Origin of the sequence: Cupriavidus sp. L7L (genome assembly GCF_004353535.1) — a bacterium.
Classification (GTDB): domain Bacteria; phylum Pseudomonadota; class Gammaproteobacteria; order Burkholderiales; family Burkholderiaceae; genus Cupriavidus; species Cupriavidus oxalaticus_A.
Genome location: NZ_SMNY01000018.1, coordinates 1 through 15,467 on the forward strand (window position 1 = coordinate 1; position 15,467 = coordinate 15,467).

The window sequence follows — 15,467 nt, forward strand, 5'->3', positions numbered from 1 at the left end:
CCTCGCGCGCCTTTTCCAGGCGCCGGGGTGAGGCGGGTTCGGTTTTCTCGAGATCGCTTTCTTCGGACATCCACGCTCCGTGCGAAGCGGCAGGCCGCTATTCGTCAGCACGGATTATCGAAGCGTGGGGGGCTTCCCATTCATGGGAAAAGGCGGGGGATTTGGGTGTTGTTTGGGAGATCGGGGGACTTGGGGGATTAACGGCGGGGGGTTGGGAGACTTTAGGGAAATCTGGAGTGGCCGTCGACCGGCGAGTGCCTTGAAACAAGCCACCGCCCGTCGTGGACGCACTCCTGTGGGTGAGCGCTGTGCTTGTCCATCACGCATCGTCAGCGAACCTGCCAGTCGCACGCAAACGCCGGAAGCCTTCCAACGCCTGACAGCTTCCGGCCTGTATCTCGAACGAAACAGATTGCACCGATTTCACCAGCGCCTCGAATCTATATGTCTGCCATAACATAATAAAAACAACACATCCGGCAGTGTTGGCATCTTTGTTGCGGCTTATTTGGGGTGACGGCCTCGCGCGCCAAGCCTGCCGAACAGCAGGGCATTTTGCATGGGTTGCGGGTATGGAAAGATTGCGGTTTGCGCCATGCCCTACCCGTTCCGCCGGGTCGCATGCCAAGACAGGTTTCGAATCCGGGGCATTTCGGCCAGGAGACTGCGATGTCCGGGAGATTCCTTCTTGTGCTTGCAATTTCATTCTTTCTCGGCGGCTGCGGCGGCGACGACAACGACAGCAACGAAGCCGCCACCACGCCGGTGCAGCCTCTGACGGTGCCGCTCAGCACAGCCATGGCAAGTCTGGCGGCGAATGGACTGACCGCAAGTTTCTCGATTTCCGGCACGGTAGAGAATGTGCCGCTATCAGGCTCCGGAACCCTGACCGCAACCCCTTTCGTTGCGACCTCTCTGAATAACACTTCGGTATTGAGGACCACTGAAACCGTCAGCGGCACGGTTGTCGCAAATGGTAATTCGATGCCGTTCTCGAACACCAGGACCATCTTCCGCAATACCGTTACCTATGCCGTGATGGTGATCGACGAGGGGGATGCCTTTGTGGTGTTCGCCGACTATACGATTCCGCCGACAGTGAAGGCCGGCGACTCGGGACCTCTGGCAAGCGCCACGATTTACTCGGACAGCACACAGGCCACGAAGGTGGGAACACTTACCGAGTCCTATAGCGTTGCCGCCGATACCGGAAGCAGCCTGCTGTTGACCTTGCTCGACAAGGTGTTCGACAACAGCAATGCCCGCATCGCCGAGGATGAGACCACATTCCGCATCGACACCAGCGGCAACATCAGCTTTGTTTCGTCCAGATCCACGATGTTCAATATCAATGGGCAATCGCTGGGCACGCTGGTGTTCCAGTAGGGTAGTCAGGAGCAGGCCTATAGGCCAGTCATGCGAGGCCACTGATACCCGGCCTTCTAGAATCTAACGACTCGAACGACAAAAGCGCCGGCGATCGCCTTCTCGTCCGACCGGAATCGGGGCCATGAGGCGCCGTTCGACGGCGCCGAAGCAGCTCGCTCGAATGTGATGTTTGCACCTCAACATTCCGTCCAGAGCGAGGGCACATTTGAATTCCAATTCGACCCTAGGCGAGGCGCCGCAGGTGAATGCGCGCCACGCTCCAATGTCTCGGCCTTTTGGACCTAATCTAGAGTCAATCTTTCCCCGTTCTTCGACAGGGAGCCCGCCATGGCACTTGATCTCGAGCATCGCTTCGGCCACATCTCGCTTGGCTTCTTCCCATCGCCGATTCATCGGCTCAATCGCCTGTCCGATGTGCTCGGCATTTCGGTGTGGGCAAAGCGCGACGATGTGTCGTCCGGGCTCGCGTTTGGCGGCAACAAGATTCGCAAGCTCGAGTGGCTCGCCGCTGACGCAGTGAAAAAAGGCGCCGACACGCTCGTTTCCATCGGGAACATTCAGTCGAATCACACGCGCCAGGTTGCGGCCGTCGCGGCGGTGCTCGGCATGCGCTGCCGGCTGGTGCAGGAGGAGTGGACACACTGGGACGATCCGGTCTACGACAAGGTCGGCAATATCCTGCTGTCGCGGCTGATGGGCGCCGAGACGCTGCTGGAGGGCGAGGGCTACTCGACCGAGGTGAAGGAGACCTGGTCGCGCGCCCTCGAGCAGGTGCGCCGGGAAGGCGGCAAGCCTTATGCGATTCCGGCGGGTGCATCCGACCATCCCCTTGGTGGCCTTGGCTATGCGAACTTCACCGAGGAACTCGCGCGCCAGGAACAGGAAATGGGCATGTTCTTCGACACCGTGATTACCGCGACCTGCACCGGCTCGACACAGGGCGGCATGGTCGCCGGCTTCAAGGCGCAGGACAGGCCGCGCCGGCTGATTGGCATCGATACCGCTTGCAACGAGGCGATGACCCGCCGCGCCGTGACAAAGAGCGCGCGGCAGACTGCGGAACTGATCGGCATCCGCAAGCCGATCGACGACGCCGACGTGATCGTCGATCCGCGTTTCGCGGGCCCGGACTATGGCCTGCCCGACGAGCGGACGATCGATGCGATCCGCACGGCAGCGCGGCTTGAGGCAATGCTCACCGATCCGGTGTACGAGGGCAAATCCATGGCGGGCCTGATCGCGATGGCGCAGGCGGGTGAGATTCCGAAGGGAACGAACGTGCTGTACGTGCATCTGGGCGGCGCGCCCGCACTCAACGCGTATCACAAGGCGTTCGCATGATCGGCTTGCACAAGATCGTGTGAGCCTGATAGCAAGCGCTTGCCAGCCCTGCACGTATCAGATGTCCCAAGACAGGAAAATCCGCGCGCGAATGTCAGCCGCCGGCTTCGGAAAGCTGCACGGTCCCTTGTACAGGGACTGAATCCGGGCTAAGTTGGAACAGCCGTCATGCGCCGGCGGAGGCAGATATGGTGCGATTGGCACTTCTACCGAGGTGGCTGGCCTTAGCGGCCATGCTGTTCGGACCAACGCTACTTGCCCAGCAGAGGCCATCGATGCCGCTCATACTGACATCCCCCGCGTTTGCCCAAGGCGGGGAGATTCCCACCGTGCACACGTGCGAAGGCACCGATGTGTCACCGCCACTGTCTTGGTCTGGGTTGCCACCCTCCACTGCCAGCCTGGTCCTGATTGTCGACGACCCGGATGCGCCGGACCCGGCGTCACCGCAAATGACATGGGTCCATTGGGTCGTGTACAACCTGCCGCCGAAGGCCGGCTCGCTTGCGCAGGGCATGAGCCGGCATAGCTTGCCGCCGGGCGCTCGCGAAGGTTTGAACGACTGGCACCGTGCCGATTACGGCGGGCCGTGTCCTCCAATTGGCCGGCACCGGTATTTCCACAAGCTATATGCCCTGGACGTCGTGCTGCCGGATCTCGGCAAGCCCGACAAGGCGGCGCTGGAACAGGCGATGCGGGGGCACATACTGGCCCATGCCGAACTGATCGGGACCTACCAGAAGCAGGGGCGCTGACGTAGTAACAGCCTGCCAGCATGAATGTCGGCGGGGACCAGACGGGGCAGTCATCTCTGGAAAAGATAAATAATTTCGAGGAGAAATCATGCACTACAAGAATCTGGTCATTTTGAGCATCGTGGCGCTGATGACAGGTAGCGCGCTGGCGCAGATTTCGGGACTGACCCGCACCGTGGTCGGCCGGGCCGATGTATCCGTACCGGGTCGCGAAGCCGTGGTCGCGCGCGTGGAGGTGGCGCCAGGCACCTATGCGGGGCGGCATACGCATCCTGGAGACGAGATCAGCTACGTCATGGACGGCGAGGTGCAACTCCTGATCGACGGCCAGTCGCCGCGCACCATTAAGGCCGGTGAGTCGTTCGTGGTGCCGGCCGGCGTGGTGCATGACGCCCACAATAATGGTGGCACGGCGGCGCGGGTGGTAGGCGTGTACGTGGTCGAGAAAGGGAAGCCGCTGGCATCGCCGGCGCCGTGAGTGATGTGTCGGTCGGTGCGGGTTGGCACATCAGAAGGGGGCGCCCGCCGATGTTCCTGGTTTCAGGACCGGAACTCGTGCTGGGGTAGGGACCCAACGCCCGCTCGCGCCGAGCCCCTACCGACCTTGCAAGAACTCCAAACGAGACGTCAAAACCCCAGGCTAGCCAGCAGATCATCCACCTGCGACTGGTCCGACACCACGTCGGCCTTGCCCTCCGGATTCACCTGCGGTCCGTTGAGCAGTGTCGACGGCGCCTGCGCTTCCACGCGCCGCTCGGACGGGACATTGTCGATCAGCACTTGCAGCAGTTCCTGCTCCAGCGTGCGGATCATGTCCATCATCTTCTTGATCACCTGCCCGGTCAGGTCCTGGAAGTCCTGCGCCATCATGATGTCGAGCAGGTGGCTGTTGGTGGCCCGGGCCTGGCCCGGCACCTCGGACAAGAAGGCGCGCGTGTCGAGCACCAGCGAGCGGGCGTCGGCCAGCTCCACCGGCTGCTCGAACCACGCTCCCCAGCGCTTGTCCAGGGTCTCGGCCTGCTGCTCGATGTCGGACTGGATCGGCTGCGCCAGTTCGACCGCGTTCAGCGTGCGCTCGGCGGCCTGCTCGGTCATCGCCGCGATGTAGTTGAGCCGGTCGCGCGCATCGGGAATGGCCTGCGCGGCGCGCTCGATCTCCTTGTCCAGGCCGAGCTCGCGCATATTGTCGCGCAGCATCCGCGTCAGGTTGCCGATGCGCAGGATCAGTTGCTCGGCCGAATCGTTGCTCAGCGTCGGAGTCATGGCAAAGGGCTCCTCTGGATCAGCCGGCGAGCTTCTCGAAGATCTTGGTGATCTTCTCGTCCAGCGTGGCGGCCGTGAACGGCTTGACCACATAGCCGTTGGCGCCGGCCTGGGCCGCGGCGATGATGTTTTCCTTCTTGGCCTCGGCCGTCACCATCAGCACCGGCATCTTGCCGATATTCGCGTCGGCGCGGATCGCCTGCAGCATCGACAGGCCGTCCATGTTGGGCATGTTCCAGTCCGAGATCACGAACTGGAAGCTGCCGTCCCTGGCCTTCTCCAGGCCGGCGGCGCCGTCCTCGGCTTCCTCGACGTTGACGAATCCCAGCTCCTTGAGCAGGTTGCGGATGATCCGGCGCATGGTCGGGAAATCGTCCACGACCAGGATCTTGATGTTCTTGTCCACTTTGAGGGCTCCAGGTAAATGCAGTTATGGCTTGTTGGTCCGGCTTTGTTGTTCCGGCTTGCCGGCTCGACTAGACCCGTTGCGCGCGCGTGCCGTACGTGGCCAGGCGCGCCATCACGCGCTGGGTCATCGCCGGCAAGGGCACGATTTCATGCACGCCGCCGGTGGCGATCGCCTCCTTCGGCATGCCAAACACGATGCAGGTGTGCTCGTCCTGCGCCAGGTTATAGGCGCCGGCCTCGCGCATGCGCAGCATGCCGCGCGCGCCGTCCTTGCCCATGCCGGTCAGGATCACGCCGATCACGTTCTTGCCGCCATGCTCGGCGGCGGAATCGAACAGCACGTCGACCGAGGGCCGGTGGCGGTTGACCGGCGCTTCCTGCGACAGGTGCGCGACATAGTTGGCGCCGCTGCGCGCCAGGCGCAGGTGCGAGTCGCCCGGCGCGATGTACGCATGGCCCGGCAGCACGCGTTCGCCGTGCTCGGCTTCCTTCACGGTGATGCGGCACAGCCCGTCCAGGCGCTGCGCGAACGAGCGCGTGAAGCCGGCCGGCATATGCTGCACGATCATCACCGCGGGGCTGTCGGGCGGCAGCGGCATCAGGAATTCCTTGATCGCCTCGGTGCCGCCGGTGGAGGCGCCCAGGATGATCAGCTTCTCGGTCGACAGTAGCGGGCTGCGCAGAATCGGCGCGGGGGCAGCGACGCCTGCCGCGGGTTGCGCGGCCGCACGCACCCGCGCGCGCGATGCGGCACGCAGCTTGTCGGCAATGGTGTCGGTGTATTCGATCAGCCCGTCGCGGATGCCGAGCTTGGGCTTGGTGACGAAATCCACTGCGCCCAGTTCCAGCGCGCGCATGGTGATTTCCGAGCCGCGCTCGGTCAGCGACGACACCATCAGCACCGGCATCGGCCGCAGCCGCATCAGGCGCTCAAGGAAATCCAGCCCGTCCATGCGCGGCATTTCGACGTCCAGCGTCAGCACGTCCGGGTTCAGGCGCTTGATCAGGTCGCGCGCCACCAGCGGGTCGGGCGCGGTGCCAACCACTTCCATGTCGGGCTGGCTGTTGATGATCTCCGTCATCAGGCTGCGGATCAGCGCGGAATCGTCCACGCAGAGCACCTTGATCTTGGCGGCAGTCATAGGAATTCGTGCTCGGTTGGGTCAGGGAAGCTGGCGCGTGGGAGACTGCCGCGCAAACAGTTCGGGGGTGCGCTCCGGCGCGCGCGCCGGGGTCCTGGCCGAGGTGGCGATGGCCCGTGCCAGCGCGCGTTCGTCGCGCGCCACCGAGACCTCGTCGTCCTGCCGCGTCAGGCGGCGCACCAGCGCCAGCCCGCCGATCGGGAAATAGCTGACGCGGCGCGCATGCGGGCCGCGCAGGTCCTGCGCCGCCACACGGATCTCTTCGGCCTTGAGGTAGCGCAGCACGAAATCCGCGTTGCGGTCGCCGATGTTCAGCGTGGTCATGTTGGCCAGCACCGCACCGCCGCCGAAGACCTTGGCCTCCAGCCGCTCGCGCCGCGCGCCCATCTTGAGCAGCTCGTTGATCAGCACCTCGAGCGCGTAGCTGCCGTAGCGCATCGATGGCGACAGCATGCGGTCGGCGCCAGCGCCGCCACCTTCGTCGTCGGGCAGCATGAAGTGGTTCATGCCGCCGACGCCGGCGACCTCGTCGCGGATGCACGCGGCCACGCACGACCCCAGCACGGTGGTCAGCACCACGTCCTCGCGCGTCACGTAGTACTCGTTGGGCAGCAGCTTGACCGCCTGCTTGCCGAACTCGCGGTCGAAGTAGGTGCGCGTGGCCAGCGCCTCGGGCAGATAGGGCGTGCGCATCAGGCCCTTCCCGCCCTGGCGGCATCGGGCGCCAGTTCGTAGACAGTCTGCCCGCGCAGCTGGAATGCGCGCGTGACGTAGGAAAAGTTCTCCGAATGGCCGGCGAAGAGCAGGCCGTGCGGCTTGAGCAGCGGCACGAAGCGCTCCAGGATGCGGCCCTGCGTCGGCTTGTCGAAATAGATCATCACGTTGCGGCAGAAGATCGCATCGAACTGCTCGCGGATGCCCCAGTCGGGCGCGAGCAGGTTGAGCGGATCGAACGTGATGGTGGCGGCCAGCTCGGGCTTGACCTTGACCGAGCCCGCGCGCGGGCCGGTGCCCTTCAGGAAGAAGCGCTTGAGCCGTTCGGGCGACAGCCGTGCGACCTGGTCGGCCGAATACACACCGCTGCGGGCCTTGGCCAGCACCTGCGTGTCGATGTCGGTGGCCAGCACGGTGGCGGCGCGGTCGCCCAGCGCCTCGGCCAGTGTTATGGCGATCGAGTACGGTTCCTCGCCGGTGGACGCCGCGGAGCACCACACGCTGTACGGGCGCCCTATTTTCTTCGCGTGCTCGGCCAGCAGCGGGAAATGGTGCGATTCGCGGAAGAACGAAGTCAGGTTGGTCGTCAGCGAGTTGGTAAAGAACTCCCACTCGGGCGAGCGGTCATCCGCTTCCAGGATCGCCAGGTACGAGGCAAAGTCGGCCAGCTGCAGCGTGCGCAGGCGGCGCGCCAGGCGGCTGTAGACCATTTCGCGCTTGTGGCTGCCCAGCGAAATCCCCGCGCGCTTGTGGATCAGCGCGCGGATCTTCTCGAAGTCGCGCTCGGTCAGCAGGAAGTCGCGCATCTCGTCGCGCCGCGGGTTGGCGACCGGCGCGGCGACTGCGCCCGCCAGGCCCTGGAGGCTGGCGGGAGCGCTGGCGGCAGTGCGGAACAGCGTCATGGCTGGCGTGGCGTTTCAGGTTGCGGCGGCGCCGGGTTCAGGCCAGCTCGGCCTCGACCAGCGCCATCTCGGGGCTGGTCATCAGCTTCTCGATATCGATCAGCACCAGCATGCGGCCGTCGACGGTACCCAGCCCGGTCAGGTGCTCGGTCGAGATCGACACGCCGAACTCCGGCGCCGGCTTGATCGCCTCGCCGGTCAGCGTCAGCACGTCCGACACGCCATCGACCACGATGCCGACCACGCGGCTGGCCACGTTGAGGATGATGACCACGGTCTGGTGGTCGTAGCGCACGTTGCCCAGGCGGAACTTCAGGCGCAGGTCGACGATCGGCACGATCACGCCGCGCAGGTTGGTCACGCCCTTGATGAATTCGGGCGCGCTGGCGATGCGCGTGACGGTCTCGTAGCTGCGGATCTCTTGCACCTTGAGGATGTCGATGCCGTATTCCTCCGAGCCCAGCGTGAAGACCAGGAACTCCTGGCCCGAAGCGTCGCTTCCGGGGGTATCGATGTGTCCGATGCCGGCCATGATGTGTTTTCTCTTCCTGTAGTGGGTCGGGGGGATCAGGCCAACGACGAGGCCAGCGCCGGCTCCTGCCGGCGCACGCCGGTGCGCTGCAGCGCGCCGACATCGACGATCAGCGCCACGCTGCCGTCGCCGAGGATGGTCGCCGCCGAAATGCACGGCACCTTGCGGTAGTTGGTTTCCAGGTTCTTCAGCACCACCTGGTGCTGGCCGATCAGCTGGTCTACCAGCAGCGCGAAGCGCTTGCCTTCGGCCTGCAGGATCACGGCGATGCCCTGCGTCGGCTCCTGCAGCGCGCCGGCGACGTTGAAGACGCGGTGCATTTCCAGCAGCGGCAGGTATTCGCCGCGCACGTGCATGACGCGGTCAGAGTTGGCGGCGGTATGCACGTCCTCTGCCTTGGGCTGCAGCGATTCCATCACGCAGTTCAGCGGCAGGATGAAGGTCTCGTCGCCGACCTTGACCGACATGCCGTCCAGGATCGCCAGCGTCAGCGGCAGCACGATGCGGATGGTGGTGCCCAGGCCCGGGCGCGAGCTGATCTGCACATGGCCGCCCATCTCCTGGATGTTGCGCTTGACCACGTCCATGCCCACGCCGCGGCCGGAGACGTCGGTGACGACTTCGGCGGTGGAGAAGCCAGGTGCGAAGATCAGCTGCCAGACTTCCTCGTCGCTGATGTTCTCGGACACCGGCAGGCCGTTCTGGATCGCCTTGGCCAGGATGCGCTCGCGGTTCAGGCCGCCGCCGTCGTCGCTCACTTCGATCACGATATTGCCGCCGTGGTGCTGCGCGGACAGCACCAGCTGGCCGGTCGGCTCCTTGCCGGCGGCGACGCGCTTGTCGGGCGTTTCGATGCCGTGGTCCAGGCTGTTGCGCACCAGGTGGGTGAGCGGGTCGATGATGCGTTCGATCAGGCTCTTGTCGAGCTCGGTGGCCTTGCCGAAGGTGACCAGGTCGATCTGCTTGCCGAGCTTGCTGGCCAGGTCGCGCACCAGGCGCGGGAAGCGCGAGAACACATAGTCCATCGGCATCATGCGGATCGACATCACCGCTTCCTGCAGGTCGCGCGCGTTGCGTTCGAGCTGGCCCATGCCGGAAAACAGGCGGTCAAACAGCACCGGGTCGAGCGACGACGCGGTCTGCGCCAGCATCGACTGGGTGATCACCAGTTCGCCCACCAGGTTGATGATCTGGTCGACCTTCTCGGTCGGCACTCGGATCGAGCCTTCGCCGTGCGCGGCGGCCGGGGCCGGCCTGGCTTTTTCCTTCTCCTTCTCTTTCTCGCGTGCGGCGGGAGCAGGCACTGCCGGGGCGGCCGCGGCCGGAGCCGGCGCGGGCACTGCCGCAGGTGCCGGTGCCGGTGCCGGCGTGGGTGCGTCGGTCGCGGGCTCGATCACGATCTGGTCCATGTCGATCACGAAGCAGCACACCGCGATGATGTCGTCGGCGCTGCACTGGGTGTTGAGCCACACCACCAGTTCGCCGTTGACCTCCTGCTGCCCGGTGATCTCGCCGAGGTTGGCGAGTTCTTCGCGCAGCAGCGCCTGGTCGTTGGCCGAGACCTTGATCAGCCGGATCTTCAGCGCGCCGCCGGCAACATGAGTCGCTACCGGTGCGGCAGCGGGTGCAGGGGCCGGCGCGGCCGCGGGTGCGCCCGCCTCGCCGGCGGCTTCCTGCGCGAGCTGCTGCAGCACGGCGCAGATGCGCGCCAGCGTTTGCGGATCGGGTTCGGTGCCGTTGCGGTAGGCGTTGAGCTGGTCTTGCAACACGTCCTTGGTTTCCAGAAAGGTGTCGATGATGGTCCTGGTCAACGCCAGTTCCCGCCGGCGCGTGCGGTCCAGCAGGTTCTCGAAGATGTGGGTGGTCTCGGTCAGCGCCGCGAAGCCGAAGGTGGCGGCTCCGCCCTTGATCGAATGCGCCGCGCGGAAGATCGCGTTCAGATGCTCTGCATCGGGAGACTCGATGTCCAGGCCGAGCAGCAGCTGCTCCATTTCCACGAGCAGTTCTTCCGCTTCTTCGAAGAAGGTCTGGTAAAACTGTGTGATATCGATATCGACAGACATGGCGTCCTGACTCACTAGGTTACTGCGCTAGGCGCGGGCGCCGCTGGTGCGGCCGCGACTGGTGGTTTGCTGTGTCATGGCTTGCGGCCCTGCGCTTCCGGGGCGGCCGCTGCCGCCGGCGCGGAGGCAGCGGCCAAACCGGCCTGCATCTCCTGCGCCGCCTTGCCGGCCTGCGCCGACACCGAGACCTCGGCGGCGCTGGCGTTCTCGGCCTCGAAGCGCGCCTGCGCCTTCTGGTTGAGCACCACAATGCTGATGCGGCGGTTCACCGGTGCGAGCAGGTCGCCCTTGTCCAGCGGCATGGTCGCGGCCAGGCCCAGCACGCGCAGCACCTTGCCCTCCTGCATGCCGCCCGCGATCAGTTCGCGGCGCGAGGCATTAGCGCGGTCGCTGGACAGCTCCCAGTTGCTGTAGGTGCGCTCGCCGTTGGAATAGTTGGCCGCGTCGGTATGGCCGGACAGGCTGACCTTGTTCGGCAGCTCGTTCAGCACCGGGCCGATCTCGCGCAGGATGGTGCGCATATAGCTTTCGACGGCGGCGCTGCCGGTGCGGAACATCGGACGGTTCTGCGTATCGAGGATCTGGATGCGCAGGCCTTCGCTGGTGATGTCGAGCAGCAGCTGCGGACGGAACTGGCGCAGCATCGGGTTGTTCTCGATGATCTGCTCCAGGCGCTGCTTGAGCGCGCGCAGGCGCTGCCCTTCCTGCAGTTCGTTGCGGCGCTGCTCCTCGCTCGGCTCGTTGTCGCGCGCGCGCATGATCTCGCCGTCCTTGCGCATGACGTCCATGCCGCCGCCTGGAATCACGCTGGGCGACTGGCTGCTTTTCTCGCCGCCGACGACAGCCACCTTGAGCGGCATGCGGAAATATTCCGCGATGCCTTCCAGCGTCTTCTTGTTGGCGCTGGACAGCAGCCACAGCACCAGGAACAGCGCCATCATCGCCGTCATGAAGTCGGCATAGGCGATCTTCCAGCTGTGGTTGCCGTGCGGCCTGGCGTGCGATTTCGCCCGGCGGACGATGATCGGACGCATGTCATGTGCGCTGCTCATGGGGTGCCTCCTGCCTTGCCGTGCTCAGTTCAGGCTCTTGACTTCGCGCACGTGGTCGTCGAGCTCGAGGAACGACGGCCGCACCGTGGAGTACAGCACCTTGCGGCCGAATTCCACCGCGACCAGCGGGGCGTAGCCGTTCAGGGAGGCGAGCAGCACCACCTTGATGCACTCGTAGACCTTGACGTTCTCGGACACCTGCAGCTCGATGCGCGCGGCCAGCGGCGAGATAAAGCCGTAGGCCAGCAGGATGCCCAGGAAGGTGCCGACCATGGCGTGCGCGATCAGCGCGCCCAGCTCGGCCGGCGGCAGGTCGGCAGAACCCAGCGCATGCACCACGCCCATCACCGCGGCGACGATGCCGAAGGCGGGCAGCGCATCGCCGACGCGCGACAGCGCATGGGCGGGAATCTCGGCCTCGTGGCGGAAGGTCTCGATCTCGTGGTCCATCAGGGCCTCGATCTCGAAGGCGTTCATGTTGCCATTGACCATCATGCGCAGGTAGTCGGTGAGGAATTCCATCACCACCGGATCCGACAGGATGCGCGGGTACTGGCTGAAGACGCTGCTGGAAGCGGGATCCGCGATTTCCTTTTCCAGGAACAGGATGCCCTCGCGTCGTGCCTTGGACAGCAGCACGTAGAGCAGCGACATGACGTCCAGGTACAGCTCCTTCTTGTACTTGGAGCCCTTGAACAGGCCCGGCAGGGCGCGGGCGGTGGCCTTGATGGCCTTGGTGGTGTTGGTGGCGATGAAGGCACCGAAGGCGGCGCCCCCGATGATGACGAATTCCGCCGGTTGATATAGCGCGCCCATGTGGCCGCCGGTCATGGCGTAACCGCCAAGCACCGCGACAACCACGACGACATAGCCAAGAACTACTAGCACGATGGGATCCCCGTCAAAAAACGCGCGTCAATCACGCACAATGGCCCGCGCACGGGCGAACGGGGAGTGGTCCGTCCGCCAGCGCTGCAAGCTTGCCGGCCGACGGACCTCAACCAGGATCAGGCGTTGGTCTGCACGGCGGCTGCGTCTTTCGAGAGCTTTTTCACTTTCCCTGCGCGCGAGGGCGGACGGCACAGGCTGCACACGAAGTTCGCGTGCGGCTCATACGCGTGCGTGACGAACTGTCCGCCGCAACACGTGCAGCCGGACAGCTGCAGCATATTGCTCTCGAAGAACCGTACTAACGTCCAGGCACGCGTGAAACTTAAGACAATTTCGCCGCCCAGCAGCGATACGTGCTCGAGGTACAGGCGATAGGCCGCCACCACGGCTCGGATGCCCACGGTCTCGCCTTCCTGCACCATGAACTGGTAGGCAGAGAAGAACAGCGACGAGTGGATATTCGGCAGCCAGGTGGTGAACCAGTCCGTCGAGAAGGGCAGCATGCCCTTGGGAGGCGAGACCCCGCGCAGTTCCTTGTACAGGCGGATGAGCCGGTCGCGCGACAGCGTGGTCTCGGCTTCAAGCACCTGCAGGCGCGCACCCAGGCCGATCAGCTCGATGGCGAGCTGGGTCTGGTTGGCATCCTGGAGAACGCTCTTGCGGGCGGCTGTGGAGGTGGCCGTGAAACTCCGGTTCGGCTCGGCCTTCAGCAGCGCGGTCAATTGAGTGACTCCACAGGCTGGCGAGCAAGCAGGATCGCGGCGTGGATCTGCTGCATGTCATGGCTCTTGGCCGTGTGGGTGAGAGTGGACAGAAGCGCATGGTCGTCGAAGCGGAACCTGCACAGCACCATGTTGGATGCCGCGAGCTTGACGAGTTGCGCCGAAGTCAGCTTACCGAGGATATCCGCGATTTCCTTGCTGACCCCGAGCCGAAACATGGCTTCGACCTGGTTTTCGCGCACGAGTCGTTGCGCGAGCAGCAGATAGGCGAGGTTAACCTCCCTGATCTCCTGGAGAACTTCACTGCTTTCCAATTTTTCCCCGCTACCAAAAACCCACCGTTGCCGCTTGTCCGGCGCTTACCGGGCCCGAGGGCTCCGGCGACCAGATCGTTGATTTGCGGCTGGGCGGGTACAACGTACGACCTAAAGAAACTGCGCCCTTGTCACACTGTTATCAGCCCCGTTACAAGTGTTACAGAGTGTAAGTGAGACTGGTACGTTTATATCGGCAATCTGCCCGCAATGCCAATCCCTACTTACGCGGGGGGGTTGCAAATGTCGCACGAAACATACATGAGGCCTGCGGATTTTGTAACATTTCACAGTACCGTAGCTTGATTTCGATCAACGCTGTAACGCAATCGTCATAAGAACCAAACGCGCGAAACGCCGTCCCGGTGCCTGCTGGATTCCTCTATTGACGAAGTGCGTGCGGGGTGCTCATTGCGCACGTGGCTTGCCCTGCCTGTCCGAAAACGGCATGTCCAAAATCCGCGGCACGGCACGCGCGCGTTCAACCGCCGAACATGCGCCGCAGCCACGCCGCCAGGCGCGCAAAGACATCGTCGGGCGCGTCGCGGAACAACGCGGGGCGCGAGCGCTCCACCTGCTCGAGCACGCGCGCGGCTTCTTCCGGCTGCACCGAGCCATATTCGAGCGCCAGTCCCAGCATGCCCCGCAGTTCGCCGACGCGCGCACGGCCCGTGGCCTCGTTGTCGTCGGTCTGCAGCGCGTACATCAGGTCATAGGCACGCTGGCGCAGGCTTTCGGCCAGCCGCCATGCCGGTGTGCGCATGCGCTCCTCGAGCGCGCGCACGTCTTCGGCCGAGGCCGCGACCTGGGTCGCAAGCGCTTCGGTGAAGGCGGCGTCGGCCCCGCATTCGGCCAGCACCTTCGCGGCCCATTCGCGCGCATGCGCAAGGCGCTGCGCCGCGGTCCAGTCCGGCTGCACCGCGAGGCCAAAGCCGAAACGCTGCGCGTCGCGCATCAGCGCCGCCAGCGCGTTGGGCAGTTGCTTGTCGAACACGCGCCGGGCCCAGCCGTACTCGCCGCCGGACAACAGCCGGTTCACGGCGCGCTCGGTCAGCGGGCCATCGTGCTGCAGCAGCCTGGCGCGCAGGAAGTCGTTGAACTCGGGCTGCAGGAACTCGCGGTCCAGGCCGGTCGAGACGCCGATGAACTGGTCGAATTCCTTGCGCAGCCTGGCCGCGTCATCAGGCGGCAGGGCCAGGGTGATCTCGCTCGTCATAGCATTGCCATCCCGGGCCGCGCCACGGCCCGTGGTTCCGGTAGAAGGCGCCTGTGGATCAGAACGCGCTCCAGTCGCCGTTGTCGGCGCCGGCCAGCGCGGGGCGCGGCGCGCGTGCGGTGGTGACCGAATGCACTGGCTGTTTCTGCTCCATCGGCTCGGCGGGGCGCGAGGCATCGGCTTCAGCGGATGCCGCCGCGTTTGCCGCAACCGGAGCGGCCGCACGCTTGTGGATGGCCGGCGTGCGCACCTTCCCCGCCGCCTTGCCTGGCACCGCAGCGGAAACTGGCTTCGTGGCAGGCAGCGAGAACGATGCCTGCGCATCCTCCGCCGCCAGGCGGAACATCGCCACCGCGCCCTGCAGGCGGCCGGCCTGCTCTTCCAGCGCGCCGGCAGCGGCCGCGGCCTGCTCGACCAGTGCCGCGTTCTGCTGCGTCACCTCGTCCATCTGCGCCACGGCCTGGTTGACCTGTTCGATGCCTGAGCTCTGCTCGGCCGAGGCCGCGCTGATCTCGCCCATGATGTCGGTCACGCGCTTCACCGCCTGCACGATCTCGTCCATGGTCTTGCCGGCCTGGCCCACCAGCGCCGAGCCGTTGTCGACGCGCTCGACGGTATCGCCGATCAGGCCCTTGATCTCCTTGGCCGCGTTGGCGCTGCGCTGCGCCAGGCTGCGCACCTCGCCCGCGACCACGGCAAAGCCGCGGCCCTGCTCGCCGGCACGCGCGGCTTCCACCGCGGCGTTCAGCGCCAGGATGTTGGT

General features: G+C 65.1%; 17 protein-coding genes. 4 read left to right on the forward strand and 13 right to left on the reverse strand.

The annotated features are described in order from the left end of the window. Positions 1-669 precede the first annotated feature (669 nt). From E1J61_RS18005 to E1J61_RS18020, 4 genes are all read left to right on the forward strand, one after another. Entirely contained in the window at positions 670-1,386 is a 717-nt protein-coding gene (locus E1J61_RS18005) for a hypothetical protein (protein WP_133095412.1), read from the forward strand. A 330-nt stretch (positions 1,387-1,716) separates the two neighbouring features. After that, on the forward strand, positions 1,717-2,730 hold the full coding sequence (locus tag E1J61_RS18010; protein WP_133095413.1) for a 1-aminocyclopropane-1-carboxylate deaminase: 1,014 nt from the start codon (positions 1,717-1,719) through the stop codon (positions 2,728-2,730). A 275-nt stretch (positions 2,731-3,005) separates the two neighbouring features. Beyond that, a complete protein-coding gene (locus E1J61_RS18015; protein WP_133095414.1) occupies positions 3,006-3,485 on the forward strand; it encodes a YbhB/YbcL family Raf kinase inhibitor-like protein in 480 nt (159 codons plus the stop codon). An 88-nt stretch (positions 3,486-3,573) separates the two neighbouring features. Next, positions 3,574-3,963, forward strand: a complete 390-nt coding sequence (locus E1J61_RS18020; RefSeq protein WP_133095415.1) for a cupin domain-containing protein — start codon at positions 3,574-3,576, stop codon at positions 3,961-3,963. A 149-nt stretch (positions 3,964-4,112) separates the two neighbouring features. On the opposite strand, the gene cheZ is transcribed toward E1J61_RS18020, so the two are convergent. The 13 genes from cheZ to E1J61_RS18085 all read right to left on the reverse strand — a co-directional run. Continuing rightward, positions 4,113-4,748 (reverse strand): protein phosphatase CheZ, encoded by a 636-nt coding sequence (gene cheZ / locus E1J61_RS18025; protein WP_133095416.1) that lies wholly within the window; start codon positions 4,746-4,748, stop codon positions 4,113-4,115. Between the two features lie 19 nt (positions 4,749-4,767). Further along, positions 4,768-5,154, reverse strand: coding sequence for a chemotaxis response regulator CheY (cheY, locus tag E1J61_RS18030; RefSeq protein ID WP_133095417.1), 387 nt, complete (start codon positions 5,152-5,154; stop codon positions 4,768-4,770). A 70-nt stretch (positions 5,155-5,224) separates the two neighbouring features. Then, positions 5,225-6,298, reverse strand: a complete 1,074-nt coding sequence (locus tag E1J61_RS18035; RefSeq protein WP_133095418.1) for a chemotaxis response regulator protein-glutamate methylesterase — start codon at positions 6,296-6,298, stop codon at positions 5,225-5,227. Between the two features lie 21 nt (positions 6,299-6,319). Then, positions 6,320-6,991 carry a chemoreceptor glutamine deamidase CheD gene (gene cheD, locus E1J61_RS18040; protein ID WP_133095419.1) on the reverse strand — a complete coding sequence of 224 codons (672 nt, stop codon included), beginning with the start codon at positions 6,989-6,991 and terminating at the stop codon, positions 6,320-6,322. Beyond that, on the reverse strand, positions 6,991-7,914 hold the full coding sequence (locus tag E1J61_RS18045) for a CheR family methyltransferase (protein WP_207951227.1): 924 nt from the start codon (positions 7,912-7,914) through the stop codon (positions 6,991-6,993). Before E1J61_RS18045 ends, cheD begins: the two co-directional genes overlap by 1 nt. 37 nt (positions 7,915-7,951) lie before the next feature. Then, complete coding sequence (locus E1J61_RS18050; protein ID WP_133095420.1) at positions 7,952-8,446, reverse strand: chemotaxis protein CheW; 495 nt, start codon at positions 8,444-8,446, stop codon at positions 7,952-7,954. A gap of 35 nt (positions 8,447-8,481) precedes the next feature. Next, positions 8,482-10,509 carry a chemotaxis protein CheA gene (gene cheA, locus E1J61_RS18055; protein ID WP_133095421.1) on the reverse strand — a complete coding sequence of 676 codons (2,028 nt, stop codon included), beginning with the start codon at positions 10,507-10,509 and terminating at the stop codon, positions 8,482-8,484. 74 nt (positions 10,510-10,583) lie between these two features. Next, complete coding sequence (motB, locus tag E1J61_RS18060) at positions 10,584-11,561, reverse strand: flagellar motor protein MotB (RefSeq protein ID WP_133095422.1); 978 nt, start codon at positions 11,559-11,561, stop codon at positions 10,584-10,586. Positions 11,562-11,585: 24 nt separating this feature from the next. After that, a complete protein-coding gene (gene motA / locus E1J61_RS18065; protein ID WP_063241017.1) occupies positions 11,586-12,449 on the reverse strand; it encodes a flagellar motor stator protein MotA in 864 nt (287 codons plus the stop codon). Positions 12,450-12,568: 119 nt separating this feature from the next. After that, positions 12,569-13,174: a flagellar transcriptional regulator FlhC gene (gene flhC, locus E1J61_RS18070; RefSeq protein ID WP_133095423.1), complete on the reverse strand. Its 606-nt coding sequence runs from the start codon at positions 13,172-13,174 to the stop codon at positions 12,569-12,571. Then, the gene (gene flhD, locus E1J61_RS18075) at positions 13,171-13,488 is read right to left on the reverse strand and encodes a flagellar transcriptional regulator FlhD (RefSeq protein ID WP_022537455.1); all 318 of its coding nucleotides are present in this window, start codon (positions 13,486-13,488) and stop codon (positions 13,171-13,173) included. Before flhD ends, flhC begins: the two co-directional genes overlap by 4 nt. Before the next feature lie 481 nt (positions 13,489-13,969). After that, a complete protein-coding gene (locus tag E1J61_RS18080) occupies positions 13,970-14,704 on the reverse strand; it encodes a DUF4088 family protein (RefSeq protein WP_133095424.1) in 735 nt (244 codons plus the stop codon). A 58-nt stretch (positions 14,705-14,762) separates the two neighbouring features. Then, the coding region (locus E1J61_RS18085) for a methyl-accepting chemotaxis protein (protein WP_243736911.1) at positions 14,763-15,467 on the reverse strand (705 nt) is incomplete at its 5' end.